Source organism: Allomuricauda ruestringensis DSM 13258 (assembly GCF_000224085.1).
Taxonomy (GTDB): domain Bacteria; phylum Bacteroidota; class Bacteroidia; order Flavobacteriales; family Flavobacteriaceae; genus Flagellimonas; species Flagellimonas ruestringensis.
This window is the reverse complement of record NC_015945.1, coordinates 2,378,213-2,403,557: the sequence shown is the minus strand read 5'-3', so window position 1 is coordinate 2,403,557 and position 25,345 is coordinate 2,378,213. Positions and strand designations below refer to the sequence as shown.

General features: G+C 41.2%; 22 protein-coding genes. 8 read left to right on the top strand and 14 right to left on the bottom strand.

Going from position 1 to position 25,345, the window contains the following annotated elements; translation table 11 throughout:
* Positions 1–20 precede the first annotated feature (20 nt).
* On the top strand, positions 21–380 hold the full coding sequence (locus MURRU_RS10835; protein ID WP_014033511.1) for a DoxX family protein: 360 nt from the start codon (positions 21–23) through the stop codon (positions 378–380).
* 99 nt (positions 381–479) lie between these two features.
* Positions 480–1,979: an Ig-like domain-containing protein gene (locus MURRU_RS17395; protein WP_014033510.1), complete on the top strand. Its 1,500-nt coding sequence runs from the start codon at positions 480–482 to the stop codon at positions 1,977–1,979.
* Positions 1,980–2,143: 164 nt separating this feature from the next.
* Here MURRU_RS17395 and MURRU_RS10825 read toward each other — a convergent pair whose 3' ends face one another.
* Both MURRU_RS10825 and MURRU_RS10820 read right to left on the bottom strand, forming a co-directional pair.
* Positions 2,144–2,554 carry a hypothetical protein gene (locus MURRU_RS10825; RefSeq protein WP_014033509.1) on the bottom strand — a complete coding sequence of 137 codons (411 nt, stop codon included), beginning with the start codon at positions 2,552–2,554 and terminating at the stop codon, positions 2,144–2,146.
* Entirely contained in the window at positions 2,547–3,125 is a 579-nt protein-coding gene (locus tag MURRU_RS10820; RefSeq protein WP_014033508.1) for an RNA polymerase sigma factor, read from the bottom strand. Before MURRU_RS10820 ends, MURRU_RS10825 begins: the two co-directional genes overlap by 8 nt.
* A 134-nt stretch (positions 3,126–3,259) precedes the next feature.
* Here MURRU_RS10820 and MURRU_RS10815 point away from each other — a divergent pair, with 134 nt between their 5' ends.
* A complete protein-coding gene (locus tag MURRU_RS10815; RefSeq protein WP_014033507.1) occupies positions 3,260–3,613 on the top strand; it encodes a DUF6249 domain-containing protein in 354 nt (117 codons plus the stop codon).
* A 68-nt stretch (positions 3,614–3,681) separates the two neighbouring features.
* Positions 3,682–4,314 (top strand): MOSC domain-containing protein, encoded by a 633-nt coding sequence (locus MURRU_RS10810; RefSeq protein ID WP_014033506.1) that lies wholly within the window; start codon positions 3,682–3,684, stop codon positions 4,312–4,314.
* Positions 4,315–4,363: 49 nt separating this feature from the next.
* Here MURRU_RS10810 and MURRU_RS10805 read toward each other — a convergent pair whose 3' ends face one another.
* The gene (locus tag MURRU_RS10805) at positions 4,364–4,741 is read right to left on the bottom strand and encodes a hypothetical protein (protein WP_014033505.1); all 378 of its coding nucleotides are present in this window, start codon (positions 4,739–4,741) and stop codon (positions 4,364–4,366) included.
* A gap of 215 nt (positions 4,742–4,956) precedes the next feature.
* Between MURRU_RS10805 and MURRU_RS10800 the strand changes: the two genes are divergently transcribed.
* Entirely contained in the window at positions 4,957–5,829 is an 873-nt protein-coding gene (locus tag MURRU_RS10800; RefSeq protein ID WP_014033504.1) for an AraC family transcriptional regulator, read from the top strand.
* A 5-nt stretch (positions 5,830–5,834) separates the two neighbouring features.
* Here the strand turns inward: MURRU_RS10800 and MURRU_RS10795 are convergent, their stop codons facing one another.
* The gene (locus MURRU_RS10795) at positions 5,835–6,605 is read right to left on the bottom strand and encodes a S1/P1 nuclease (RefSeq protein ID WP_014033503.1); all 771 of its coding nucleotides are present in this window, start codon (positions 6,603–6,605) and stop codon (positions 5,835–5,837) included.
* Between the two features lie 152 nt (positions 6,606–6,757).
* On the opposite strand from MURRU_RS10795, the gene MURRU_RS10790 reads away from it, so the two are divergent.
* The 3 genes from MURRU_RS10790 (at position 6,758) to MURRU_RS10780 (ending at position 11,118) form a co-directional block, all read left to right on the top strand.
* The gene (locus MURRU_RS10790) at positions 6,758–8,956 is read left to right on the top strand and encodes a DUF5916 domain-containing protein (protein WP_014033502.1); all 2,199 of its coding nucleotides are present in this window, start codon (positions 6,758–6,760) and stop codon (positions 8,954–8,956) included.
* A gap of 155 nt (positions 8,957–9,111) precedes the next feature.
* Positions 9,112–10,374 (top strand): DUF819 family protein, encoded by a 1,263-nt coding sequence (locus tag MURRU_RS10785; protein WP_014033501.1) that lies wholly within the window; start codon positions 9,112–9,114, stop codon positions 10,372–10,374.
* A 42-nt stretch (positions 10,375–10,416) separates the two neighbouring features.
* Positions 10,417–11,118 (top strand): DUF4369 domain-containing protein, encoded by a 702-nt coding sequence (locus tag MURRU_RS10780; RefSeq protein ID WP_014033500.1) that lies wholly within the window; start codon positions 10,417–10,419, stop codon positions 11,116–11,118.
* On the opposite strand, the gene MURRU_RS10775 is transcribed toward MURRU_RS10780, so the two are convergent.
* The 10 genes from MURRU_RS10775 to MURRU_RS10730 form a co-directional block, all read right to left on the bottom strand.
* Positions 11,115–11,387, bottom strand: coding sequence for a hypothetical protein (locus MURRU_RS10775; protein ID WP_014033499.1), 273 nt, complete (start codon positions 11,385–11,387; stop codon positions 11,115–11,117). The genes MURRU_RS10780 and MURRU_RS10775 overlap by 4 nt on opposite strands.
* A 28-nt stretch (positions 11,388–11,415) precedes the next feature.
* Positions 11,416–12,384: a type I phosphomannose isomerase catalytic subunit gene (locus tag MURRU_RS10770; protein ID WP_014033498.1), complete on the bottom strand. Its 969-nt coding sequence runs from the start codon at positions 12,382–12,384 to the stop codon at positions 11,416–11,418.
* A 1-nt stretch (position 12,385) separates the two neighbouring features.
* On the bottom strand, positions 12,386–12,793 hold the full coding sequence (locus MURRU_RS10765) for a 6-pyruvoyl trahydropterin synthase family protein (RefSeq protein ID WP_014033497.1): 408 nt from the start codon (positions 12,791–12,793) through the stop codon (positions 12,386–12,388).
* A complete protein-coding gene (gene idi, locus MURRU_RS10760; protein WP_014033496.1) occupies positions 12,790–13,323 on the bottom strand; it encodes an isopentenyl-diphosphate Delta-isomerase in 534 nt (177 codons plus the stop codon). Before idi ends, MURRU_RS10765 begins: the two co-directional genes overlap by 4 nt.
* A 56-nt stretch (positions 13,324–13,379) precedes the next feature.
* Entirely contained in the window at positions 13,380–14,312 is a 933-nt protein-coding gene (locus MURRU_RS10755) for a PorP/SprF family type IX secretion system membrane protein (RefSeq protein ID WP_417870658.1), read from the bottom strand.
* Between the two features lie 24 nt (positions 14,313–14,336).
* Entirely contained in the window at positions 14,337–16,364 is a 2,028-nt protein-coding gene (locus tag MURRU_RS10750; RefSeq protein ID WP_014033494.1) for a T9SS type B sorting domain-containing protein, read from the bottom strand.
* A gap of 23 nt (positions 16,365–16,387) precedes the next feature.
* On the bottom strand, positions 16,388–18,004 hold the full coding sequence (locus MURRU_RS18155) for a DUF7151 family protein (RefSeq protein ID WP_014033493.1): 1,617 nt from the start codon (positions 18,002–18,004) through the stop codon (positions 16,388–16,390).
* Positions 18,005–18,418: 414 nt separating this feature from the next.
* Positions 18,419–20,368 carry an OmpA family protein gene (locus tag MURRU_RS10740; protein ID WP_014033491.1) on the bottom strand — a complete coding sequence of 650 codons (1,950 nt, stop codon included), beginning with the start codon at positions 20,366–20,368 and terminating at the stop codon, positions 18,419–18,421.
* A gap of 11 nt (positions 20,369–20,379) precedes the next feature.
* Complete coding sequence (locus MURRU_RS10735; protein ID WP_014033490.1) at positions 20,380–21,327, bottom strand: PorP/SprF family type IX secretion system membrane protein; 948 nt, start codon at positions 21,325–21,327, stop codon at positions 20,380–20,382.
* 12 nt (positions 21,328–21,339) lie between these two features.
* Positions 21,340–25,128 (bottom strand): gliding motility-associated C-terminal domain-containing protein, encoded by a 3,789-nt coding sequence (locus tag MURRU_RS10730; RefSeq protein ID WP_014033489.1) that lies wholly within the window; start codon positions 25,126–25,128, stop codon positions 21,340–21,342.
* Positions 25,129–25,345: the final 217 nt, after the last annotated feature.

Sequence of the window (25,345 nt, the reverse complement as noted above, 5' to 3'; positions counted from 1 at the left end):
CCTTTTTTATTTTTGGCCTTATGGAAACTCCGTGGCACCTTTACCTAATGGCCGGAATGTATATAGTTGCAGGTTTAATGCACTTTATAAAGCCAAAAATGTACATGCGCATTATGCCGCTGTACTTGCCCAACCATAAACTTTTGGTATATATAAGTGGTATTGCTGAAATCCTATTGGGTATTGGAGTATGCTTTGAAGCTACCCGAAAACTGAGCACATTTGGAATAATTTTGATGCTGGCAGCATTTCTGTCCGTGCATTTTTACATGCTTTCCGGCGAAAAAGCATCCGCTGGTATTCCCAAATGGATTTTGATTCTTCGGATTCCCCTTCAGTTCTTTTTGATGTATTGGGCGTATTACTATGCTTATTTCTAGAAAAATCCCCTTTCGTCAATTCATATAAGGCATCCATCAATTGGGCAGACGGATTCCGCTCTTTTTGCAATTACTTGCACTCGAATCAAAATTTTTATCATGAAAAAAATTCTTTCGAATGCAATACTACTTCTTTGCACCCTTTCAATCATTGTGAACTGTAGCAAGGATGATGGTCCTTCGTCCGAAGCATTACCTTCGATAACAGCGTTTACGCCAAAATCTGGAACTGTTGGCACTGAAGTGACCATTACAGGGAAAAATTTCAGCACTATAACTTCCGAGAACGTAGTTAAATTTGGTAATGTTACAGCAATAGTAACCCAAGCTTCCGAAACGGAATTAAAAACTTCGGTTCCTGATGGTGCTTCCACTTCAAAAATATCGGTTACGGTAAATGGGAATGCAACTACCAGTACAGATAGTTTTATTGTCAATGCCCCAATTAATCTTGAACTTAATAAATCATCTTTAGAGCTTCACACCTCAGACGCTGAACAATTAACCGTATCCGGAGCAGGAGAAAATCAGGTCACATGGAGCAGTGATAATGAAGATGTGGCCATTGTTGATGAAAGCGGAAATGTAAAGGCCGTAGGAGCGGGTACGGCAAATATTACCGTTTCTGTTAATGAATCCCAAGCTTCCGCAGAAATCACAGTAGAACCCAGTGTTTTTGTTACGGTTAACCATTATAAAACTACAGATTATACAGCAAGCATCTGGACAAATGGCTCTATAACCGAACTTACGGATGGATCTAGCAATGCCTATGCAAATTCTATGGATATTTATAAAGGTGATGTATTCATATCAGGTTCTGAATTGGACAAGGAGTCAGAAAACTATATTGCGAAATATTGGAAGAATGGCGAAGTCAATAATTTGACCGATAATTCATCCGACACAAGGCTATCTTCGGTAAAAGTTTATGATGATGATATCTATGCAGTAGGTTATGGGACTGACGAAAATGCTTATACCGCCAAGTTATGGAAAAATGGTAATGTCCAAGATTTATCGGACGGCATCAATACCAACTTGGCACTTGACCTAGTCATAAATAATGGCAATGCTTTTATTGCTGGATATGAAAGCACCGATAACAAGAGCATTGCCAAAATATGGGTCAATGATGTTCCACATTTACTAACCGATGGAACAAATTATGCCAGAGCAACATCAATTTTTGTTACGGGCGATTACATATACGCTACCGGTTATGACAATAACATTGCAACACTATGGAAAAGTGGCACTCCAACACCTTTAACAGAAGAAGGAAGTATGTCTTTCGCCTATTCCGTTTTCGTAGATGGAACTGATGTGTATGTTGGTGGATCAGAATATGGTGAAGAAGGAAAATATATTGCTAAAATCTGGAAAAATGGAGTTCCTATCGATTTAACGGATGGTACTTTCAATGCCAAGGTTAATTCAGTCTTTGTCTATAATGGAGACATTTACGCTGTTGGATATGAAAATACAATTGTAAATGATGAAGAAATCAATGTGGCAAAACTTTGGGTAAATGGCACCCCTACCATTTTAGCAGGAACAGACTATAGCACTTATGCGGTTTCAGTAGTCGTTAAATAACAATCATTTTTGTTCGTATGGGGCCGTCTAAAAAGCAACAAAACTTTGATTTTGTCAGGTTGAGCGCAGTCGAAACCCATTGATAATCAAATTAATTTAAGTTCTCGACTGCGCTCGAACTGACAGGTAACAAGCTTTTTAGACGGCCTCTTTTAATTCAATCTTTAATAAGCTGTTTTGTCCATTTGCCTTTTCAACCAAGGGATTTGGGCAAAAAACATAAGCCCCAAAAACAGGAAGCCGTACAGCATTATTTTGGAAGAAGCGTAATGTTGCATCCACCCCCAATCAGTTTGGAACCAAGCTTCCATATTCAGGTTTTTAAACCACCCCTGACCATTATCGACCCCTACTTGAGACCCAATGTAAACGAGCAAAGCAATAAAGGTCACGGATAAAAAGGTCAAAAGCTTTCCCGACAACAAAGGCTTATATTCAAAAACCTCACGGTGTACTTCCGCTTCGATTTTTTGTACCACATTTTGGGTAAAATCAACAGAAGGTGACTCCAATGGGGCATCTTCCATGAGTTTATCAATAAAAGCTTCCAGTTTTTTGTCCTCGTTCTTATCCATTGCTCTCCAATATTTCTTTGTTCATATTTTTTTCCATAATCCCGGCCAATTTTTTTCTGGCCCTGAACAACCTAACCTTCAACGTATTTACGGAAAGATTGGTTGTTACCCCTATTTCCTGCAAATTCTTTTCCTCAAAATAAAACAATGTAAGGATTCCTGCATCTTCCGCCGATAATTGTGATAGACATTGACCAATTATTTCGCTTCTTTCCTCCCTGACCATTTTGTCCAGAGCAGTATCCATTTCCGAATGGGCAAGTTGCTCAATATGTTCCAAATCGGTATGGGTTCTTTTCTTTTTTATTTTTCTAATCCTGTCCAAACAGGTATTATAGGCAATTCTATACATCCAAGTCGATAGCTTGGAATCGCCTTTAAAGCTGGGCAGGGATTTATATACCTTAATAAATACATCTTGGGAGACCTCTTCCGCTTCCTCCCTATTGCCCAACATTCTTACGGACAAAGTAAAGACCAAATCCTTATAATTATCCACAAAATCGGAGAACGCCCGGGTATTCCCCTTGCATATTTCCGAAATCAGTTCCTTTTCCTTGTTGGTCAGCATTGCTCATTGGACGCCAAAAGTGCAGTTTAGGTTACACAAAAAGTAATATTTATGAATTTATGTAACCTAAGTTAGAAAACTGTCGTCATAGGTTATGAACAAAAAAATACGAATAATCATTAAAACGAACCGTTATGGGATCAGAAGTAATCATTTTACCAATCATTTTTGGAGTCATCTTTGCGATTGCCTACCTCTATTTTTCAACAAGAAACAAAGAACGATTGGCTTTAATAGAAAAAGGAGCGGATGCCAGTATTTTTGTCCGGGGAAAACGAGAAGGTGCAGCACCTTTCTGGAAAATCATCATCCTTAACCTTTCTCTACTACTTATCGGTATTGGAGCAGCCATTTTTGTAGCCTCCATTTTGGTATATAGTTTAGGGGTCGATGATGAAGTAGCTTACCCAGGCACTATCTTCTTATTGGCCGGTGTTGGACTCATGGTAGGGTTTAACATGACCAAGAAATTGGAAAAAGAGGATTAAACATTTTTTATATCAAATTTAAATGAAGGACCACCGCCACAAGCGGTGGTTTTTTATAACTTGCCATTATGAAAGTTATCTCTACAAACCTCGGAAAACCCACAAAAATTGTTTGGAACGGCAAGGAAACCACAACCGGAATTTACAAATTCCCTGTTAAAGAACCGCTCTTTTTAGATTCTGAAGATGTGCATGGCGACACCGTTGTTGACCGAAAATACCATGGTGGTATTTACAAGGCCTGTTATTTGTTTTCTGCCCGCAACTATCCACATTGGAAAGCAAAATACCCCCATTTGGAATGGGATTGGGGCATGTTCGGTGAAAATTTGACTCTTGACAGCTTGAATGAATCCCAAATACGGATAGGTAGTATTTATAAACTAGGTTCTGCACTAGTCCAGATAACACAACCCAGGGAGCCTTGCTATAAACTGGGCATTCGATTTGAAGACCAAAATATACTGAAACAATTTATAAACCATGGTTTTCCTGGAACCTATGTTCGTGTTTTGCAACCGGGTACAGTACGTGTTGGTGATTCCATGCAACTGGCAGAGGAGTCTAAAAACCTTTTGACCGTTCAGGAATTCTATATGTTGATTTTTTCTAAAGAAAAAGACCAAGACGTTTTGGAGTTGGCCTTAAAAAATGAAGCACTCCCACCCAACAAAAGAGAAAAACTTAAAAAATGGGCATAAAAAAAGGGGGCTCTCGCCCCCCAATGCACATAAAAATTAACTAAACAAACTATCTTACCTCCATAGTTTTCTTGTAGGTTCCAAATTTGTCCACTACAACTATGGTATATTCATCCTTAAAGGCTTTTTCGAAGTTGAATGCTTTTTCAACAACGATGTCACCGTCGATAGCTTCATCAAAAACAAGTCTGCCTTCGCTATCGTATACCTTTAAAAGCACCTTTCCTTTAGAAATGTTCAAAAGGTTCATCATAATTTTTTGACCTTTCTTTACAAATACAGGGTCAAGGTTTACTTTTACCAAATTCTTTTCAACCTCGTACTTGGCCACTACTTTTTTGCCAAAATCGGTTGTGTTTCCGTTAGCCATTCCCAAAGAGGATATCAAAAGGACTGCTGCTACTGTTAAATTTTTTACTACGTTCATAACACTTCGTTTTTTTAAGATTACAGTACAAATGTATGTCGCATTGGCGCACAGAAATACCACCATCTTTTCCAGTTTATGTGCTATATTAACATGGTATGTGTTTTAACATAGTATTAATGATAAAATAGCATAACTTTAAGTTAACATTGTAGATATTTGCACGGTAATTAGTTTTTTACCTTTATGGTATAAAAAGAGAAAAATTGCGCTAAATGATCCAAAAACCTGCATTTGAAGCAATAGCCCCAAGTTTTGGCCACTCGTTCGCGTTTCAAAAATTCAATGCAAACAATGAGAACAAGAACAATGGTTGGCATTACCACCCAGAATTGGAGTTGGTTTATGTGAATGGGGGGTCTGGCAAAAGGCAAATAGGCAGTCACGTATCTTATTATAGGAACGGTGACCTCATCCTTATTGGTTCCAATTTGCCACATTGTGGCTTTACCGATAAGCTTACCGGTAACAAGAGTGAGACTTTGGTGCAGATGAAGGTGGATTTTCTGGGAAGTGATTTTTTCAATATTCCAGAGATGAAAAATATTCAGAAATTGTTCGAGGTTGCCAAAGGGGGCATCGCCTTTTCTGGAAAGACCAAAATGAAAGTTGGTGAGAAAATGGAAATTTTGGAATACCAGACAGATTTCCAAAGGTTATTGTCCATCCTTAATATATTGAACATTTTAGCCACCTCCACCGAAATGAATGTTTTGAACGCCGAAGGATTTTCCATTGAGACCGAGGTAAAGGACAATGATCGTATCAATATTGTCTTCAATTATGTAAAGGCAAACTTTAAGGAAGATATTAGCTTGGAACAAATTGCGGATATAGTGAGTATGACGGTACCTTCTTTTTGTAGATACTTTAAAAAAATTACCCACAAAACGTTTACCCAGTTTGTTAACGAGTATAGATTGGTGCACGCCTCCAAACTGTTGGCAGAGCAGCCCATGAGCATTACCCAGGTGTGTTATGACAGTGGTTTTAACAACTTCTCACACTTTAATAAGTCCTTTAAGGCATTTACTGGGCAAAACCCTTCGGAATATAGAAATCAATTGAAAACGGTATTGCAGTCCTAAAACTTTTACCCGAATACATCGTTCAAGACCTTGGCCAGCCGCAATCCTCCTTTTTGGAGCTGTTGGAACAATAGATCGTTATAATCGTAGGAGTAACGGTATCCCAGTTTATCGCCCACTTCAACAGATTCGTATAGTTCTGCACATATTTCGTGGGATTCATCGACCCAATCATAAATGGTTCCCTCTTGGATTTTTTTACGTTCCTTACGGTTCACCCCGTCCAATTCAGATGCCAGTTCCGTATAGGTCATCCCATAAGATTCGATAAGGTTTTTGTCCCATACCCGGTGTAAATTGCTTCCCTCTCCAAACCACTGTACTTGAATGTCGTTCCCTCCTTTGTCCTTTGCCCTACTCGCATGCATGGGTTGGTGTAGGTCCCCAATAAGGTGAACCAACATTTTTAAATGGAAAATACGGTCCTCCCGCGTATTTTTCTTATCCTTTACTTTAAATATACATTCCTCAATTGCAGTAACAATATCACCATATTCACTTTTCTCCGAATCCCTATAACGCATACCCAATGGGTAGTTGACATAATGCCATGCCGAATATTTTGAATAGGCCCTGTCAGCTTTTATATCATCTGCAAATGTGGAAATAAAAGCTAGGCTATGACCATCCAACAAATCGTTCAAAGCTCTTTTGGTCTTTCCTGTTAAATATTCTTGTGCAATTTGTCCGGTAACACGGTGCCCAGTTTTCCCCCAAATAGTATTGCCAAAAACTATAAAGGGAAATAAAAACAGTAGCAATAAGGTTTTTTTCATTTTTTAACGTCTTTTAGAATAGAAGGAGGTGATTATAAAACAAATCACGGCTAATTTTCAGAATGTTTTACCAGAGGACAATCTAATTCAGGATTTTGGGATTTTTTTAACTACCAATCCTGTAATTTTGTTAAACCAACTAAACTAAACCAATGTTAAGAAAACTTTTTGTATTCGTTACAATCTTGCTCCCTATTGCCCTCTTTTCCCAATCCGATCCTAAAACCTTTACAGTTAAGTTCATAAACGATGTCATTAAAGTAGATGGTGTCTTGGATGAAAGTGCCTGGGAAACTTCAGAAAGTGCCAACAATTTTCATCAATACTTTCCTTCGGACACCACACTTGCAGGACAGCAGACCGACATTAAGATGGTGTACAACAGCACTACACTCTATGTTGGTATCAGATTGGATACCGAAGGTGACGATTATGTGATTCCGTCTTTAAAAAGAGATTACAGAGCAGGTGGCAATGACAACATCAGTTTAATGTTCGATACCTTTAATGATGGTACCAATGCTTTCCTTTTTGGTATGAACCCCTATGGTGTTCGGAGAGAAGCTTTGATTTCCAATGGCGGGTCCGGTCCAAGCGGTTTTACCACATCATGGGACGTAAAGTGGCAAGGAGAGGCAAAAGTATTTGATGGATACTACATCTGCGAAATCGCAATTCCTTTAACATCTTTCAAGTTTAAGCAAGGAGAAACAAAGTGGCGTTTCAACAGCTATAGGTTTGATATGCAGACCAACGAAACCAGTACTTGGATGAAGATACCCCAAAATCAGCTCGTGTACAGCTTGGCGTTTATGGGCGATATGGTATTTGAAAAGCCTTTAGGAAAATCCAGAACCCCTATGGCCCTTATTCCTTATGTAAACGGAATTGTCGGAAAGGACTATGACAACAATGAAGATCTGAGCAAATTCGATTTTGGTGGGGATGCAAAAATTTCCATAGGCAATGGTATGAACTTGGACGTCACCCTAAACCCGGATTTTTCCAATGTGGAAGTGGACAATTTGATTACCAACGTTTCCCGTTTTGAAGTTTCGCTGCCCGAAAAACGCCAGTTCTTTATAGACAATAGCGACCTTTTTGGTTCTTTTGGAAACGAAAGGGATTCCAACCCCTTTTTCTCTCGAAGAATAGGAATTGCACAAAATGCGGACGATGAAACCATAGAAAATGGTATCGTGGGCGGGATAAGACTAAGTGGAAAGTTAAATAAAAATTGGCGGCTTGGGCTATTAAACCTTCAAACCGAAGAAGATAAGGAAAACGAAATCCCCAGCAACAACAATACGGTTTTTGCACTTCAGAAAAAAATGTTTTCCCGTTCCAACCTCAGTTTCATTTTTGTAAACCGTCAAAGTTTTGGGGATTACGATTTTTTGGAGGAAACCGACAGGTACAACCGAGTGGTTGGGATGGACTACAATCTGGCATCGGTCAACAATACATGGACGGGCAAGTTTTTCTACCATAAATCCTTTGCCCACGATATCGAAGACCGCGATGCTTCGGGAGGGCTAGATCTGCGATATAATTCCAGGTTCTTAAACTTTGGGGTTCGAGGAAATTTTGTGGGCAACGACTTCCGCTCAGATTTGGGATATGTTCGCAGACAAGATATTGTGGCCGCAAGACCTTTTGTGGAATTTAATTTTTGGCCACAAAAAGGAAAACTAAATTCTCACGGGTTCCGGTTCAGTCCCAATGTAATTTGGAGACCAACCCTAGATTATATGAACACGGATTATGCAATTTTTTCCAGTTGGCAAGCCAAATTTAAATCACAAGAAGAAATTGCTGTCAGGCTATTCAATCGTTATACATACCTTACCGAGACTTTTGATCCAACGGGTACGGACGGGGGCACCGAACTACCTGCCAATGTAGGGTATTATTACACCAGTTATGAAATGGGGTTTCAAAGCGACAGGAGACGGGTATTTTCTTATTCGGTACAACCAGGGTATGGAGATTTTTATAACGGTACGCGGTTTGTTTTGGAAGGGGACATGAGCCTTAGACTCCAACCTACAATGCTGCTCTCCTTGGGCCTAAACTATAACAGCATTAAACTACCACAACCCTACGAGAGCGAGGACCTTTGGTTGGTGAGTCCCAAAATAGATATAACTTTCAACAAGTCTGTTTTTTGGTCCACACTGATCCAATATAGCAACCAACTGGACAATTTAGGGTTCAACTCGCGTTTACAATGGCGTTTTGCTCCCCTGTCCGACCTATTTTTGGTGTACAACGACAATTACTTCGTTAATTCCTTTGTGCCCCGAAATCGTTCCATTAATTTAAAGTTTACGTATTGGTTGAATATCTAGTGAACAGTCCGTAGTAATGGTATACTGTTCATCGGCTCTGCTTTTTAAGCTATCAGAACAAGAAGGAAAGGGGTCAGTAACATTTCAAAACCTTAAACAGCTAAACCACCACCCCGACGATTTTCCTATATTTGGGCAATTAGCTTACAAATTCTATGGACCAACTACCTTTTACCCAAGACACCGTCATATTTGGGCTGCTTTGCCTCTGTTTAGGTTTTGTTTTTTATACCTCATCCATAAAAACCGGTTTCTGGGGGAAATTTTATCGTGTGGTCCCCACCGTGCTCATGTGCTATCTATTGCCCGCCATTTTGGCCAGCGTGGGCATTGTGGATGAATCATCGTCCAACACCTATTATGTAGCTAGTCGCTACCTCTTACCCGCTGCATTAATATTAATGACCTTAAGCATTGACCTCAAAGCTATCTTGAATCTAGGTTCCAAAGCATTGATCATGTTCTTGACCGGAACCGTGGGTATAGTAATCGGTGGACCTATCGCCATATTGATTGTTTCCATATTTTCTCCTGAAACAGTGGGTGGTGTTGGACCAGATGCTGTTTGGAGAGGACTTGCCACCATTGCAGGAAGCTGGATCGGGGGTGGCGCCAACCAAGCAGCCATGCTCGAAGTGTTTAAATACAATCAAGAAAGTTACGGAGGCATGGTACTTATAGACATTGTGGTCGCCAATCTATGGTTGGCCATCATACTTTTGGGAGTGGGCAAAACGGACAAAATTGACCGTTGGCTCAAGGCCGACACCTCATCCATAGAAGCGCTCAAGGTAAAAGTATCTACCCACACTGAAAAAATTGCAAGGGTCACTACACTCAAGGATTTCATCATGTTGTTGTTCTTTGCATTTGTGGGGGTAGGTGTTGCCCATTTAACTGGACATCATTTTGCCGGTTTTTTACAGGATAATTTTGAGGTCATCCGAAATCCGCAAAAAATATTGTCCTCCCTTGGGTCTGAATTTCTTTGGATGGTTGTTTTTGCCACCGCTATCGGAATCGGTCTCTCGTTTACCAAGGCCAAAAATTATGAAGGTGCCGGGGCCAGTAAAATTGGCGGCATGTTCATTTATATTTTAGTGGCGACCATCGGAATGAAAATGGATTTGGGCAAAGTGCTGGACAATCCGGGGCTTATTGCCATTGGACTAATTTGGATTACTATCCATGCCGGACTGCTTATTTTGATGGCAAAAATCATAAAAGCACCTTTCTTTTTCTTGGCCGTGGGCAGTCAGGCTAATGTAGGAGGAGCTGCTTCTGCTCCCGTTGTTGCCGCTGAGTTCCATCCTTCCTTGACCTCTGTGGGCATTCTTTTGGCCGTTTTTGGCTATGTTGTGGGTACGGCAGGAGCCTATTTATGTGCTTTGTTGATGGAAGTCGCCTCAAATGTTTAAATATTTTCAGAAGATTATGCATATTTGCCCAGCTAAAATTATATGATGAAGCGGATTTTGTTTGTATTGCTAGTTGGATTGACCGTACTGTCCTGTGAACAGCCTACGGAAAACACCATGATCGTTAGTGGAAACATTAAAGGACTCAAAAAAGGGACCCTCTATTTGCAACAATTCAAGGATTCCACCTTGGCTGTTTTGGATTCTTTGGAAATAAAAGGAGACGGGGCATTTAGTTTTTCGGCCGAGGTGGATGAACCAGAAATATTTTATCTCTACCTAAAGAAGGAAGACAATAACGACATCAACGATAGAATTACCTTTTTTGGAGAGTCGGGGAACATCCTAATCAATACTGCTTGGAACACTTTTGATACCAATGTTGAAATTTCTGGTTCCAAATCCCATGAAAAGCTCTTGGAGTTCTACGAAATGGCTTCCAAATTCAACATCAAACAACTAACACTGGCGCAACAAGCCTCTACACCCGAATTACAGGAAGATTCCGTTGCTTTGGACTCCATTCAACGACTGATGAACCAAAACACGATCAGCCGATACCGATATGCCTTAAATTTTGGTCTCAACAATGGGGGTTCATATGCCACTCCCTATATTATGATGACAGAGGCCAGCGAGGCAAATCCAAAGTACTTGGACTCCATTTACAGAGGATTGACCCCTAAGGTGGCTGCATCCAAATACGGAAAGGAATTCAAAGAATTTTTGGATAAAAAGAATTAAGCTTCAAGGCTATTGAGCTGTTCGACCAATTTAGTGGCCTTTTCCTCCAATTCGGTCCGTATGGACTTAAAGTGGGCTTTAGTGTCCTCTATCTTTTTTTGATTGATTTTATCCATGAGGTTGTCGTACACCTCAATGGCTTCGTCTATGATTACGGTTCCTTCTTCAGATTCTTTGTTACCTGAACCGGCTTCCCAAATGTAGACAGCCTCAATAATGTCTCCCAAGACAAAATTGACATCTTTTTTTAAATCACGAATACTTGGCATAATGCGGCAGTTTTGTTTAAAGATACCATTAAATGGTAACTTCTAAAAGTTTAGTTCCTTGGGTATCAATATCTATATAACTGCTTGATGCAGCCACAAGAACAGTTTCCCCTTTTTTAATGGATGCGCTTCCCCAATCGTTGTTAATGGTTGCTTCTCCACCAACGCACATATAAATAGTAAAAGAGTCCCTATCTGTTATATCTTGCTTTAAAGGTTGGGCCAACTCCATAAAATTGGTTTTAAAGTATGGGCAATCCACCATGGGGTTGACAGCATCTGGCAGTTTCGGATAATCTATCTTAAAATCATCCTTTTTTTCATAGTCGATGGCATCAACGGCCAAGCAGGTGTGTAATTCCCTTAGATTTCCGTCCTTATCCTTTCTGTTGAAATCGAAAACTCTATAGGTGATATCGGAGGTCTGCTGAATCTCGGCCAAAAGCACACCTTCACCAATAGCATGGATTTTCCCCGTATTGATAAAGAACGTATCCCCTTCCCCTACTTCTTCATAGTTCATCAAATCGGTTAAAGTGCCTTCTTCAATACTTTTAATGTACTCTTGTTTTTCTACATCTTTATTGAAGCCCACAATCAGTTTAGCGCCAGGGTCGGCATCCATAATGTACCACATCTCCGTTTTTCCAAAGGAATTGTGCCGTTCTTTGGCTAACTCGTCGTTGGGATGCAATTGTATGGAAAGGTCTTGCTTGGCATCAATAAATTTGATGAGTATGGGGAATTCGTTCCCAAAACGTTCCACAACACTCTTTCCCAAAAGTGCTTCTCCTTGTTCGTTCATCAAATGTTGAAGCGAAGTTCCCGCCAAGTCCCCATTGGATACTTCAGAAATATCGCCATAGACTCCGGAGAGTTCCCAGCTTTCGCCAGTGATTTCGCTTTCAAGGGGCTTGTTTAAAACATCTTTTAATTTGGTGCCCCCCCAAAGTCTTTCTTTAAGGATCGGTTTGAATTTTAATGGATATAGGTTCATCTTATCCTGTATAGGTTACAAAATTTCGGGGAGTTTCATAGAGTACAACTTCCAACTCCTTATCTTTACTTATATGGGGCCTCAACTTGTTCCATATCACTACTGCTATGTTTTCGGCGGTAGGGTTTAAATTCTCGAATTCTGGAACATCCAGGTTTAGGTTTTTATGGTCCAATGCTTCCTCAACATGTTCCTTAATCAACTCCTTGAGGACTTTTAAATCCATAACAAAGCCGGTTTCCTGATCAATTTCCCCTGTAACACTGACTATTAGGTCGTAATTATGTCCGTGAAACTTTGGGTTGTTGCATTTTCCAAAGACCGCATTGTTTTTTTCGTCGTCCCAATCTGGTCTGTACAATCTATGGGCTGCATTAAAACTGGCCTTTCTACTTGCTTTTACTTTCATTGTGCCGGAGTGTTTTGCATAAGATGATCGTAGAAACGTTCAAAAATAATTTTGAACCATGCGGTGTATTCTTCGGGGTTTTCTGCGACATCTCTTTTGATATCTTCAGGATGCATCCATTTCCAATCGGCAACTTCATCGGGATTGATGTTGGGCTCGTTTTCAAAATATCCCACCATCACGTGGTCGAACTCGTGTTCGGTAAGGCCATTGTCAAAAGGGGCCTTGTACACAAAATTGAAAAGTTCCTTGAGTTCTGTGGTAAAGCCCATCTCTTCCATGAGCCTTCGTTTACCGGCATCAATATTGCTTTCTCCTTCCCGTTGATGGCTACAGCATGTGTTGGTCCATAACAATGGGGAATGGTATTTATCCTTGGCCCTTTGCTGAAGCATGGTCTCTCCCTTTGCATTCATCACAAAAACCGAGAATGCCCGGTGCAGCAATGCCTTTTCATGGGCTTCCATTTTGGGCATTAAACCAATGGGCTCGTCCTTTTCATTTACAAGTATCACATTTTCCTCTCTCATTTGGTAAAAATATGACCTTTGCAATAAAATAACGGGAATAGGTATTTAAATTCTTCCTAAAAGAAACGCGGGGATTTCATGTTTCCGATATTTCTGATAAAATCATATCTTAAAATGATTTCAAAGGAGCCATCGTTAAAGGTGGCTGCTCCAAGTTCCGATATTTCACGGTCATAGGCGAGACCGATCATAAATTGGTCGGACAACATGAAGCCCATAAGGCCACTAAACGCGGCATCCCAGCGATAGGCCACTCCACCAATAAATTTTTCGTTCAACATAAAGTTGGCGGAGAGATCCACTTGTAACGGCGCTCCTTGTACCGTTTTGGTCAAAAGTGTGGGCTTAAACTTTAAAGATGGGTTTAAGTCCCAAACATATCCAGTAATTAGGTAAAGGTTCATCTGTTCCTTGGCTGTAGAAGCCGAGGATGAATCAAAATGGGTGGTCTCCAACATTCTTGGAGCCGAAATACCAGCATAAAATTTATCGGTATGATAATATACACCTGCTCCAATGTTCGGTGAAAATTTATTCTGAATGTCTTGTTGCGATTGCAGTTGTGGATCCACCTCAAACTCATCGAGTTCGGAATAGCGTATGTCCAACATATGGGCACTTCCCTTAAGACCAAAACTCAATTTACCTTCATCTGAAGTTTGTATGGTATAGGAAAAATCTACATCAAAATAGGTCTCGGAAGTAGGTCCGATCTTATCGTTTACAATGGATAATCCCAAACCAACACCGCGATAACCAACCGGTGTGTGAACATTCAATGTTTGGGTCTCTGGTGCCCCATCGAGCCCCAACCATTGGTTACGGTACAAGCCTGCAATGCTCAAATGACCCCGCGAACCTGCATAGGCAGGGTTAACACTTACCGTGTTGTACATATATTGGGTGTACTGTGCATCTTGTTGTGCATGTATGCTCGCCACACCAAAAAGAAACAGCACAAACAACCATTGCATTTTTCCTTTAAACATCTTTTTCTCCACAGTAACCATTCTTTATCTGTTTATGTATAGATAACCTGAAATTTGTTTCATGTTTCCATTTTGATCCTCATAATCTATTACGTAGAAATAGGTACCAACTGGTAATTTGTTATCCTTATCCACGGTAACCCTTCCTTGGGAAGTACCATCAAAGACATTACCGCTCGTATTATAGGACTTGGTCTGGAAAACCATTACCCCCCATCTATTGTAAATTCGTACGGTGTTGTTTGGGTAGTTTTCTATATATTTTATGGTAAACACATCATGTACCGTATCACCATTTGGTGTAATTACATTGATTGGGTCGGGCTCCTCTTCTGTAGCGGTCAACTCACCCAAATCTTCATCTAGGTAATTTGGGATACCATTTTCGTTGGAATCATCGTTGGCATAGTTTCCATCCATATCCAAATCTTCGTCCATGGTTTGGATGCCGTCATCGTCATCATCAGAATCCCTAAAATCTGGGATACCGTCAGAATCGTTATCCGGTAAGGCTGTACTTGGATCATCCATTTCATCGTTTACATTAATGTCGATTACTGTTTCCCTTTCATAACCATCGTCCAAACCGTCATTATCCTTATCGGAACCGATCAGCTCCACATCTGCAATACCGTTATGGTCATGGTCGTGCCCTTCAATGGCATCAGGGACATTATCATTGTCACTGTCATCATCCACATAATCTGGAATACCATCATTATCGGAATCAATAGGGATCAATCCTACATTTCCATCATTTTCATACGCATCGTCCAAACCGTTACCGTTTTCATCCACTAAACTTGGGGCAATGTAGCCCAAGACAGGTTGTGCCTCAATATTATCAGGAATACCATCATTATCACTATCAATGTCCAAATAATCGGGTATACCATCGCCATCTGTATCCGTAGGGTTGGTTGATGGGTCATTATCGTTATCAGTGTTCAGGTCTTCAAAACTGTCCACAATACCATCATTGTCACTATCCAAATCAATTCCTGAAGGATTAACGATTACCGTAATCGTTGCGGTACTACAATTTCCATTTGCGTCACATACTGTATATTCGAAAGAATCCGTACCCGTAAATCCAGAATTTGGCACGTAGGTTATATCATCATCGGATGGATTATTGACCGTACCATTATCATTTAAAACAACGGTTCCGTTGGATGGGTCTGTAGCTGTGATAGAACCCGTAGTAGGTATATCGTTATCATTGGCTCGCCAAGAAACAACCGCTTCCACACCTATATTAGTAGATACCGAATCGTCGTTGGCATCCACAATTGGAAGTACATCAATCGTAACTGTCGCTGTACTACAATCCCCAAAAGCATTACAAATGGTATATTCAAAACCATCGTTGCCATTAAAATCTAGGTTGGGCATATAGGTCACCAGATTATCAGATGGATCATTGGGGGTTCCATTGTCATCAACGTTCACTGTTCCGTTAGATGGGTCAGTAATCGTCAATGTACCTTCGGTCGGTACATCTGAATCATTATCAAATATGGGTACGACAACCGATTCGTCTTCATTGACAGCAATCATGTCATTCATCATGTTTGCTGCTTGACTCATGCATACCACCGTAAAACGTGGCAGTTCTGTACTATTACCGATTTTTGTTATGGTGGCTACATACCTCATTACAGTTTGGGTACTTGTAACGGTAGGTCTGGTTTGATCTCCACTTAGAGCAGGGCTCCAGCTTACGGTAGCCCCCGAAGGAACACTAGCTGAAATATCCAAGACCACCTCATTGTTGGGTGCTTCGCAATCGGTCAATATAAAATAACCCGTCGCATTGGACCCACAGAGTGTTCCATCATAAGTGGCAAAATAGACACCGGGTTGGGTAGCTTCATAAAATGAATTGGTTCCCAAAACAGTTCCAGTATCCGATGCCTCAAACCATTGATAGTTATGCTCATCGCCAGTATCTGGCGCTTGCAACAGAAACTGAGCACTTGCAAGATTTACTCCTGCAAAGAGAACAATCAGTCCTATGAGTAAAGACTTATATGAGGTATTTGATTTCAAATTCTATCCGTCTTTAGTCCTTATTATTTTACTACAAAAACCACGTTGATCAATGCATTGTAGTCGGCAGGTTGTGCCTGAACAGTATAATTCAAATTACCATTTGCATCGATTGTCATACTTCCAGTGTCGAACACTGTAGGGTCTGCATAGGTTACGTAGTAATACAAATCAGTACGACTATAAGTTGGAATTGCAGCAGGTGCACCCGTACTTCCGACTGTTGGCGAACCATACTGGTTGATGTATTCTTGGTAGAGATCAAGACTAAAAGTGCCATTGGTTGAAGCATCAATTGCAATTGATGGTGGATAAAAGATTCTTGCCGCTTTGGATGTAATTGGCGCTATATCCTGAATTACGTCTTCTACCGTAGCTTCCGTGTTTCCATCTCCGTCTACATCTACCGGAGTATCTGAATCCACTTCTGATGCTTTTTGATCATCTGTTGAAGGATCACCATTACAAACATATTCTGTGTAATCAACTTCACTAATATCTAATGTACCATTATTATTGTCGTCAATTCCAGTTTCGACTTTTACTCCTCCAACTGTACAGTTAAGCCCTGCAGGTTCTGCAGTTGTCACAACTAAATTAGCAAGTCCATCAGGGCCTTGTTCGCCAATTGGGCCTTGCTCTCCTATTGGGCCCTGTGGGCCTTGTTCACCAGTAGGACCTTGCAATCCTACCGGGCCTTGCGGACCTTGTACGCCGGGGTCGCCCTGTGGACCCTTGTCCCCGGTCTCTCCCTTATCGCCTGTATCTCCTTTATCGCCGACTAGGCCTTGTTCACCAGTTGGGCCTTGCAATCCTACTGGACCTTGCGGACCTTGCACGCCGGGGTCGCCCTGTGGGCCTTTGTCCCCGGTCTCTCCCTTATCGCCTGTTTCTCCTTTATCTCCGACTAGGCCTTGTTCTCCTACTGGGCCTTGCGGACCTTGTATGCCGGGGTCGCCCTGTGGGCCTTTGTCCCCGGTCTCACCCTTATCGCCTGTTTCTCCTTTATCGCCGACCGGACCTTGTTCTCCCGTTGGGCCTTGCGGACCTTGCACGCCGGGGTCGCCCTGTGGGCCTTGTGCACCAACGGGACCCTGCTCACCTACTGGACCTTGCGGACCTTGTTCACCAGTTGGGCCTTGCGGACCCTGTATGCCGGGGTCGCCCTGTGGGCCTTTGTCCCCGGTCTCACCCTTATCACCTTTATCTCCTTTATCTCCGACTAGGCCTTGTTCACCAGTTGGGCCTTGCGGACCTTGCACGCCGGGGTCGCCTTGTGGGCCTTGAGGACCAACGGCTCCTCCTGCTGCAACATCCGTAAGAGGAATCGAAACGATATTATCGTCCGAGTCTGTTAGCACCAAGTCTGTTCCGACCACCTCCATTCTACTATTTACCGTATTAGTATCGATAAATGTCAACTCCCATGAATCACCATCCCAAAAATATATGGTTCCTGTATTGGTATTTACGTAGATATCGCCCAAATCTGCACCAACTGGTGTTATCGCACCAGAACTGGAAACATCCGTACCCTTAAGGACCTCACAATTGCATTGATCCTGAAGGGTTACTGTGGTTTGAGAAAAGGCAATTCCTGTAAAAAAAAGAAAAAATAGGGCTAGAATGCTCTTTTTCATGAGGTTACTATTAGTTGAGGATTGTGTTTGTTGTCTTGTTGATTTTGTATTTTTGGTCTACTAGTTCTTATGTAGTTCTACTTACCGAATTTTCAACCTGATACAAATTTACCCCCACTTTTAGGGGCTGAAAATAATTGTTGTGAACAGATGGAATAGAACTGTATAGTCCGTAAATTTTGAGGTGACCCCAATATTTTTTCATGCTTTTTTAAAGACTGTTCATCGATAAGACCTAAATAGAACAGTGGGTTTAGTAGGTTGAATCTTACAAGTTTACGGAAACGGGAAAGTATCAGGCTTCACTATGAAGAAGTGAATTATCCAATAAAATAGTAGGAATAAATTGAAGTAGGATCCATAAAAAAACGGCCCCATAATGAGACCGCTTGAATATTTTTTGATAAAAAGTCTTTATTCAAAAATGATGAACTCCGATCTTCTATTAAGTTGATGTTCCTCTTCGGAGCATTTTGAGCCATTTATACAGTCATTTACCAATCGGGTTTCGCCAAATCCTTCACCCTCTAATCTGGAAGGGGAAATTCCTTTGGAAATCATATAATCAACAGTGGATTCTGCTCTTTTTTGTGATAACCAAAGGTTATAGGCGTCAACACCCCGGCTATCGGTATGTGAGTTTACCTTAATTTTCAGACTTGGGTATTTTTCCATGGCCACAATTACTTTCTGGATCTCAATTTCAGCATCTGGTCGGATATTATACTTGTTCAAATCAAAGTATATGGTGCTCAACTGTAGTAACTTTGCCAAGTCGTCGCCAAATCCTCCGGTGACCAAATCGCGCTCCAAATAAAAATCCACGATTCGGGGTTTTCCATCAGATATTGGCAAATATTCTTCTGCAGGTACATAACCATCCCTTGATGCTCTTACAAAATTACCTTTGGAACAATCCAATTGTAGTATGTAGTTACCATCAGAATCAGTAATAGTAGAAGAAATTTCATTATTTTCCTCATCGATGACTTTTACGGTTGCTCCGGCCAGAACCTCGTTAGAAATGCGATCTCTAACAGTTCCTGAGACTTCTTGGATACAGTCCAATGTAAGTGGCTCATTCTCCACAAACTCGTAAATGTCATCATCTCCCATGCCTCCATCCCTGTTTGAAGCGAAATATCCTGTTTTATCTTCGGTGTTGTAGATAAAGGAAAAGTCATCTTTGGGAGTATTGACTGGTTTTCCTACGTTAACCACTGGCTGGGTATAATCGTTGTACGCGATTTTAGTGGCAAAAACATCCAATCCGCCCAATCCTTGGTGCCCATCGGACGAAAAGTATAGTACTCCTTCTTGGGTTATGTACGGGAATGTTTCCCTGGCCATGGTATTGATATTGTCGCCTAAATTTTGGATCGGACCATAGGTACCATCTCCTATAATCTCTGTCACAAAAATATCCGACTCCCCCAAACTCCCAGGCATATCGGAAACGAAATAGAGTTTCTTGCCATCTGGACTCAACATGGGGTGGGCCACGGAATAAGAATCGCTATTGAATGGGAGTTCCACAATATTGGTCCACTTTCCATCAATATATTCTGCACTAAAGATTTTTAAGCGTATGATTCCTTCTTCATCCTTCTTCTTTCTTCCATCGAAGAAATTGTTTCGGGTAAAGTACATGGTGGTACCATCTTTAGTGACCACCGATGTGGATTCATGCAATCGTGTATTTACATCACCTTCCAGTTTTACTACCTTATCGTTGGAAACACTATCGGCATTTACCTTGTAAAGGTCTAAAAAATCTCTGGCGTTCCATGTGTGCCTGTACCTCGCAAAGTTGCCCGTATCGCGATCGGAAGCGAAAATGAGGCCTTTTTCGTAATAGGCAGCGGCAAAATCTGAATACTTGCTGTTGTAGGGGAATGATTTTATGGTATACCTGCCGGAGTTCTCCTCAATTTTGGCCATGTAGTCTTCATCAAAATCTACCATGGAAGAGGTCATTTCCTTAAAACTCTGCATAACTTGGGCAGCCTTATCATAGTTCCCTACCGACTTTAAACTTTGTGCATATCGGAAAATATCTTCCACAGACATCTCATTTGGGTAAGTTTCTTCCAACTTTTTATAGGTATCTGCTGCTTCTTTGTACTTAGCGTTAAAATAGTAAGCGTTTCCCAGCCTTTTTAACAAATCTGGAGAGCTATATCCCTTGTCCAACACTTTTTTGTAAATATCTATTGCCGGACTAAAGGAGTATTGCCTGTACCGCTCGTCGGCCTTTTCCATAACCCTGGCAGTCTGCTTATCGGGAATACTGTCCTGTTGCGCATTTACGTTGACCAGACATCCACAAACGATGATAAATAATGTGAGTATTCTTTTCAGCATTCTAAACATTATTAAAAGAATCTAGGTGATATGGTTCTTTGGAAGGATTTTAACAATTCCAATCTTAAGAATACTTCAAAAGATCCGTCGTTGAACTGTGTTCCCCCCAATTCCGTTGTTTCGCGATCATAGGCCAATCCCAACATAATCTGGTCCGTTACTTGAAAACCTACCAAGCCACTCACTGCAGCATCCCAACGGTAAGCTGCTCCAAAACTGAATTTATTGGCAAACAGGAAGCTTGCGGAAAGGTCTACCTGCAATGGTGCCCCCCCTACCGCTTTTGTAAGCAATGCTGGTTTAAATTGAAGGTCTGCCCCCAAATCAAAAACATATCCGGTAATCAAATAAATATTCATGCGTTCTGCGGAGAGAAAATTTACTCCATCGTCCGAGTTGTCATTATCAAAATACTCTGATTCCAGAACGTTTGGAGCGGAAACCCCTACATAAAACTTATCTGTGTGATAATAGATCCCAAGCCCAAAATTAGGAGTGAACCTGTTGTCTATATTATTTTGGTTGACCACTTCTTGGTCAAAATTCCGAAGTCTGTTGAAATCCAAACTCAACATATTTCCACCTGCTTTCAACCCAAAAGATAACTTGGCGTCCATGGAAACATCAATAGTGTAGGATACAACGGCATCCAAATAGGTTTCCTGTACCACACCGTCACCAATATTATCGTTAACAATGGAAATACCGTATCCCAACCTACTGTTGCGTATGGGTGAATGTAAGTTTAAGGTGAAAGTTTCCGGAGCACCGTCCAAACCTACCCATTGTGATCGGTACAGTCCGGCAAAACTAAGCTGCCCCCTAGACCCGGCGTAAGCAGGGTTGACACTCAAGGTATTATACATGTATTGAGTATATTGGGCATCCTGTTGGGCGATTGCACCCGTGGATACAATTCCAATAAACAACAACGTAGTTAAAAAATGTTTTTTTACCATTCTATCAATATCTTATCTGCTTATATAAATGTATTCGGAGTCTGTGAAGCTTCCCTGCACGGTTTCGTAATTAAATATGTAAAAATACACCCCTGCCGGAAGGTAATCGTTTACGCTCAAGGCTGATTTCCCTCTAACGCGCCCATCAAAAACATTGTTTACATTGTCGTAGTTGTTGCCTTCAAATACAAGGGTTCCCCAACGGTTAAATATTTTGATGGAGCTTGATTTGATATACTCGACACCTCGAATGAAGAGAAAATCATTTTTTAAATCCCCATTCGGTGTCAACATCTGGTTTACTTCGATATTGTCCACTTCCACCCTAACCGTGGCTGTATCACAATTGTTTGGGTTGGCCGCCTCACAAATGGTATATTTAATAGTGTAAGTACCGGGTTGTGTTCCCGGTGCAACGGATACACTCCCATTTTCGTTAATAGTAAGCCCATTTGTTGGGGTAGAAGTTAATATTACATCAATCAAAGACACTATCTCACCGTTCAAAGTGTCGTTGAACAGTACATCGCTATTGGCAATCAATCCACCTCCAGCACCTGCATTATATGCATCATCGATGGCATCTATAACATTATCCTCACCTTGCAATACCTCAATGGTTACCGTAGCGGAATCACAATTGTTTACATCCAAAACATCACAGATAGTGTAACCGATGGTATACGTACCTGCTTCGGTTCCGGGTACAACACTTATACTTCCATCTTCGTTGATGATAAGTTCTTCTGTTGGTGTAGAGGTCAATATAACATCCGCCAAGGTTACAGGCTCACCGTTATACGTATCATTGGACAGTACGTTGCTATCTGCAATCACACCATCTTCTCCCACACTTGCTGTATAGTTATCATCCACTGCATCAATCATAGTGCCTGTTCCTTGCAATACCTCAACGGTTACCGTAGCGGAATCACAATTGTTTACATCCAAAACATCACAGATAGTGTAACCAATGGTATACGTACCTGCTTCGGTTCCGGGCACAACACTTACACTTCCATCTTCGTTGATGATAAGTTCGTTGGTTGATGTGGAGGTCAATATTACATCGGCCAAGGTTACAGACCCATCGTTATACGTATCATTGGACAGTACGTTGCTATCTGCAATCACACTATCTTCACCTACATTTGCTGTATAGTTATCATCCACTGCATCCAATACATTTGCACCAACCTCAATATATATGGTTGCTGAAGCGCAAACACTTGGGTCGGGCAAAATATTACATACTTGATAAATTATGGTAACCGTTGAATTGGATTCGGACGCTACCGGAGTATAGTTTACAAAGCCGGTCTCATCATCAAAAGTGACCGTACCACTTGCATCTCCTCCAATTCTTGACAAATTTGTCACCCCTACGTTGATAGGATCGTTGTTAGGGAGATAATCATCGTTCTCCAAAACATTTATTGCAACCTCAGTAAGTGCCGGTGTTGAACCATAGTCATCGTTAGCATTGGCCGTTAATGGATCGGGGTCTGTTTCATTTGGATTACCATCACCATCACAATCCAAAGCTTCCCAATCTGCAGATTGTGGCAAGGTTATACTTTCTGGGTTATAGTCACATGGATCTAATGGATCCGTGCCATCTTCTTTTTCATCTTCGTTGGTTACCCCATCCCCATCACAATCAGAGCTGTTCCATGTTGAATCTGGATCAACTGTTTGACTGTCGAGCACAAAATCGCATGGGTCCTGGGGATCCGTTCCGTCCTCTTTTTCATCACCATTGGTAACACCGTCACCATCACAATCTGCCTCAAGGTAGTCACCTGTTTGTGGTAAGGTCACACTTTCTGGGTTATAGTCGCAGGGATCAAATGGATCAGTACCATCTTCTTTTTCATCTTCGTTAGTTACCCCATCTCCGTCACAATCGGCAATTAAATAATCCCCAGTTTGTGGCTGAGTGATATGCTCTTCAATAAAATCGCAAGGATCGGTCGGGTCGGTTCCATCTTCCTCTTCATCCTCATCGGTAACTCCATCACCATCTGTATCTGTATCATTATCCAAATAGTCTGGCGTGCCGTCTTCATCGGTATCATCATTGGTGGGGTCGCCATCACCATTGGCATCTTCATCCGGAGTATCTATTCCATCACCGTCATCATCAATATCTCGATAGTTAACATCCTCAGTACCATCTCTATCTGGTAGATCAGTTGCAGGGTTTTCAATTTCATCGTTCACATCAAAGCCGTCATTTACATCACTGCCTTCATAACCATCGTCAAGACCATCACCATCCGAATCTACACCCGTATAAGCCCAATCGGGTATTCCATCGAAATTGAAATCGTTCCCTTCATTATTATCCGGCACCCAGTCATTATCACTGTCGTCATCCAAATAATCTGGAGTTCCATCAGCATCAGTATCTTCTAATGAAAGCCCCATTGTATCGCCACTTTCGTAGGCATCGTCAAGTCCGTTTCCGTTAAGGTCCTCTCCCGATGGAGGAATATACTCAAAAGTAGGTTGCGCCTCTACGTTGTCCAGAATTCCATCGTCATCACTGTCGATATCCAATCTATCGGGATATCCATCGCCGTCGCTATCGATATCTTCGCTAAAATTGACCGTTTGTGGGTCATTAAAATTATCTAAACATGTAAATTGTATACCAGCCTGTCTTGCCACGTTCGTTTTAAAATTGTCATCCACATCTGCCTGAATTCCAAAACGGAAGACAAAAGAGTCAATGTTTATAAACTCAACAGCAACGTTTACTGAGGGATGTTCATTTGAGATACCATCATATTCCCGGGTACCTCCATTCACTAAAAACCCACCTGTGGTATTTTGAACCGTTATTTCATTATCGGCATCGAGGGTATAACTTGCCGGTGTATTGAATCGATTATATTCTTGATAGTCCCCGTTCCCATCAACATCAATAAAATTTGCGCTGAATTCTTCTAAAACAACGGGTGTATTTGTGCCCTGTTCCACAAAAGAGATCCTAAAATCTACGTAAGGTCTTCTTTCTTCTGATGTTGTGGTGAAATAAATTTCTGGTTTAAAAAATTCTGCGTCGGTCTCATTCTGGTCAAAATATAAAATCTCACCATTCACTACTTTTTCAATCGTAACCAGTGCATCCAAACTTTCTTCAACTCCTTGATAACGATAAACGGCGCCTTCGGAAAGTGCATCGCCCGATTCCAGGGTTGGTTCCATTCCAAAATTTAGTTTCGGAACCGTACTGCAATCAAAATCTGTACTTACCACACTGGATTCGTTCTGATCAAGTATCCCATCATTATCCGAATCCATATCCAAATAATCCGGTACATCATCACTATCGGTATCTATAGGTGTCAATCCATTTCCTGCACCTGGGGAATCCTCATAAATATCATCCAACCCATTTCCATCGGAATCCACACCGGAAGGTAACCGAAAGTCTGCAAAGTTTTGGGCTTCATAATTATCCAACAGTCCGTCACCATCGGAATCCAAATCCAGATAATTCGGGATACCGTCGCGATCGGAATCGGTCGGGTTGGTAGCGGGATTGTTATCGCCATCCAGGTTTGCATCTTCCACAACGTCCAATATACCATCGTTATCACTGTCGATATCGATACTATCAGGTACGCCATCACCATCAGAGTCGGTATTGCCACTCATTAAATAGGAGTCAGCTATACTCTTCATTGGATTGATTGCCGGGACAATGGTAGAAGAATATATAGGCAATCCCAAAAATAGAAGTAACAATAGTAGTGTGCTCTTCTTGAAATTCAAGAAAGTAATTTTTTCCATAAATGATTAAGTTTTGGTCAACTAATCACCATGGCAACAAGTGGCTCTCTCAATTGTAAGAAAATTGGGGTTTTCTTATTGGTTTTAATATCTCCGGTCCTTTCGACACACTTCGATACAATCAGGTCACATAATTAACCCATTTAACATTTACCTCCTATTTTTATCGATAAAAGGCGATTTCCTCATCATTAGTTACCTCATTGTGTGTTTTACA

Bases quoted from the DNA above. Each gene is read 5' to 3' on its own strand.
- MURRU_RS10835 (WP_014033511.1), top strand. From the start codon at position 21: ATGGAAACTCCGTGGCACCTTTACCTAATGGCCGGAATGTATATAGTT.
- MURRU_RS10795 (WP_014033503.1), bottom strand. From the start codon at position 6,605: ATGAAAAAAACCTTATTGCTACTGTTTTTATTTCCCTTTATAGTTTTT.
- MURRU_RS10815 (WP_014033507.1), top strand. From the start codon at position 3,260: ATGGGATCAGAAGTAATCATTTTACCAATCATTTTTGGAGTCATCTTT.
- MURRU_RS10785 (WP_014033501.1), top strand. From the start codon at position 9,112: ATGGACCAACTACCTTTTACCCAAGACACCGTCATATTTGGGCTGCTT.
- MURRU_RS10770 (WP_014033498.1), bottom strand. From the start codon at position 12,384: ATGAACCTATATCCATTAAAATTCAAACCGATCCTTAAAGAAAGACTT.
- MURRU_RS10730 (WP_014033489.1), bottom strand. From the start codon at position 25,128: ATGGAAAAAATTACTTTCTTGAATTTCAAGAAGAGCACACTACTATTG.
- MURRU_RS17395 (WP_014033510.1), top strand. From the start codon at position 480: ATGAAAAAAATTCTTTCGAATGCAATACTACTTCTTTGCACCCTTTCA.
- idi (WP_014033496.1), bottom strand. From the start codon at position 13,323: ATGAGAGAGGAAAATGTGATACTTGTAAATGAAAAGGACGAGCCCATT.
- MURRU_RS10740 (WP_014033491.1), bottom strand. From the start codon at position 20,368: ATGCTGAAAAGAATACTCACATTATTTATCATCGTTTGTGGATGTCTG.
- MURRU_RS10820 (WP_014033508.1), bottom strand. From the start codon at position 3,125: ATGCTGACCAACAAGGAAAAGGAACTGATTTCGGAAATATGCAAGGGG.
- MURRU_RS10755 (WP_417870658.1), bottom strand. From the start codon at position 14,312: ATGTTTAAAGGAAAAATGCAATGGTTGTTTGTGCTGTTTCTTTTTGGT.
- MURRU_RS10800 (WP_014033504.1), top strand. From the start codon at position 4,957: ATGATCCAAAAACCTGCATTTGAAGCAATAGCCCCAAGTTTTGGCCAC.
- MURRU_RS10810 (WP_014033506.1), top strand. From the start codon at position 3,682: ATGAAAGTTATCTCTACAAACCTCGGAAAACCCACAAAAATTGTTTGG.
- MURRU_RS10780 (WP_014033500.1), top strand. From the start codon at position 10,417: ATGATGAAGCGGATTTTGTTTGTATTGCTAGTTGGATTGACCGTACTG.
- MURRU_RS10775 (WP_014033499.1), bottom strand. From the start codon at position 11,387: ATGCCAAGTATTCGTGATTTAAAAAAAGATGTCAATTTTGTCTTGGGA.
- MURRU_RS10735 (WP_014033490.1), bottom strand. From the start codon at position 21,327: ATGGTAAAAAAACATTTTTTAACTACGTTGTTGTTTATTGGAATTGTA.
- MURRU_RS10765 (WP_014033497.1), bottom strand. From the start codon at position 12,793: ATGAAAGTAAAAGCAAGTAGAAAGGCCAGTTTTAATGCAGCCCATAGA.
- MURRU_RS10825 (WP_014033509.1), bottom strand. From the start codon at position 2,554: ATGGATAAGAACGAGGACAAAAAACTGGAAGCTTTTATTGATAAACTC.
- MURRU_RS10805 (WP_014033505.1), bottom strand. From the start codon at position 4,741: ATGAACGTAGTAAAAAATTTAACAGTAGCAGCAGTCCTTTTGATATCC.
- MURRU_RS18155 (WP_014033493.1), bottom strand. From the start codon at position 18,004: ATGAAAAAGAGCATTCTAGCCCTATTTTTTCTTTTTTTTACAGGAATT.
- MURRU_RS10790 (WP_014033502.1), top strand. From the start codon at position 6,758: ATGTTAAGAAAACTTTTTGTATTCGTTACAATCTTGCTCCCTATTGCC.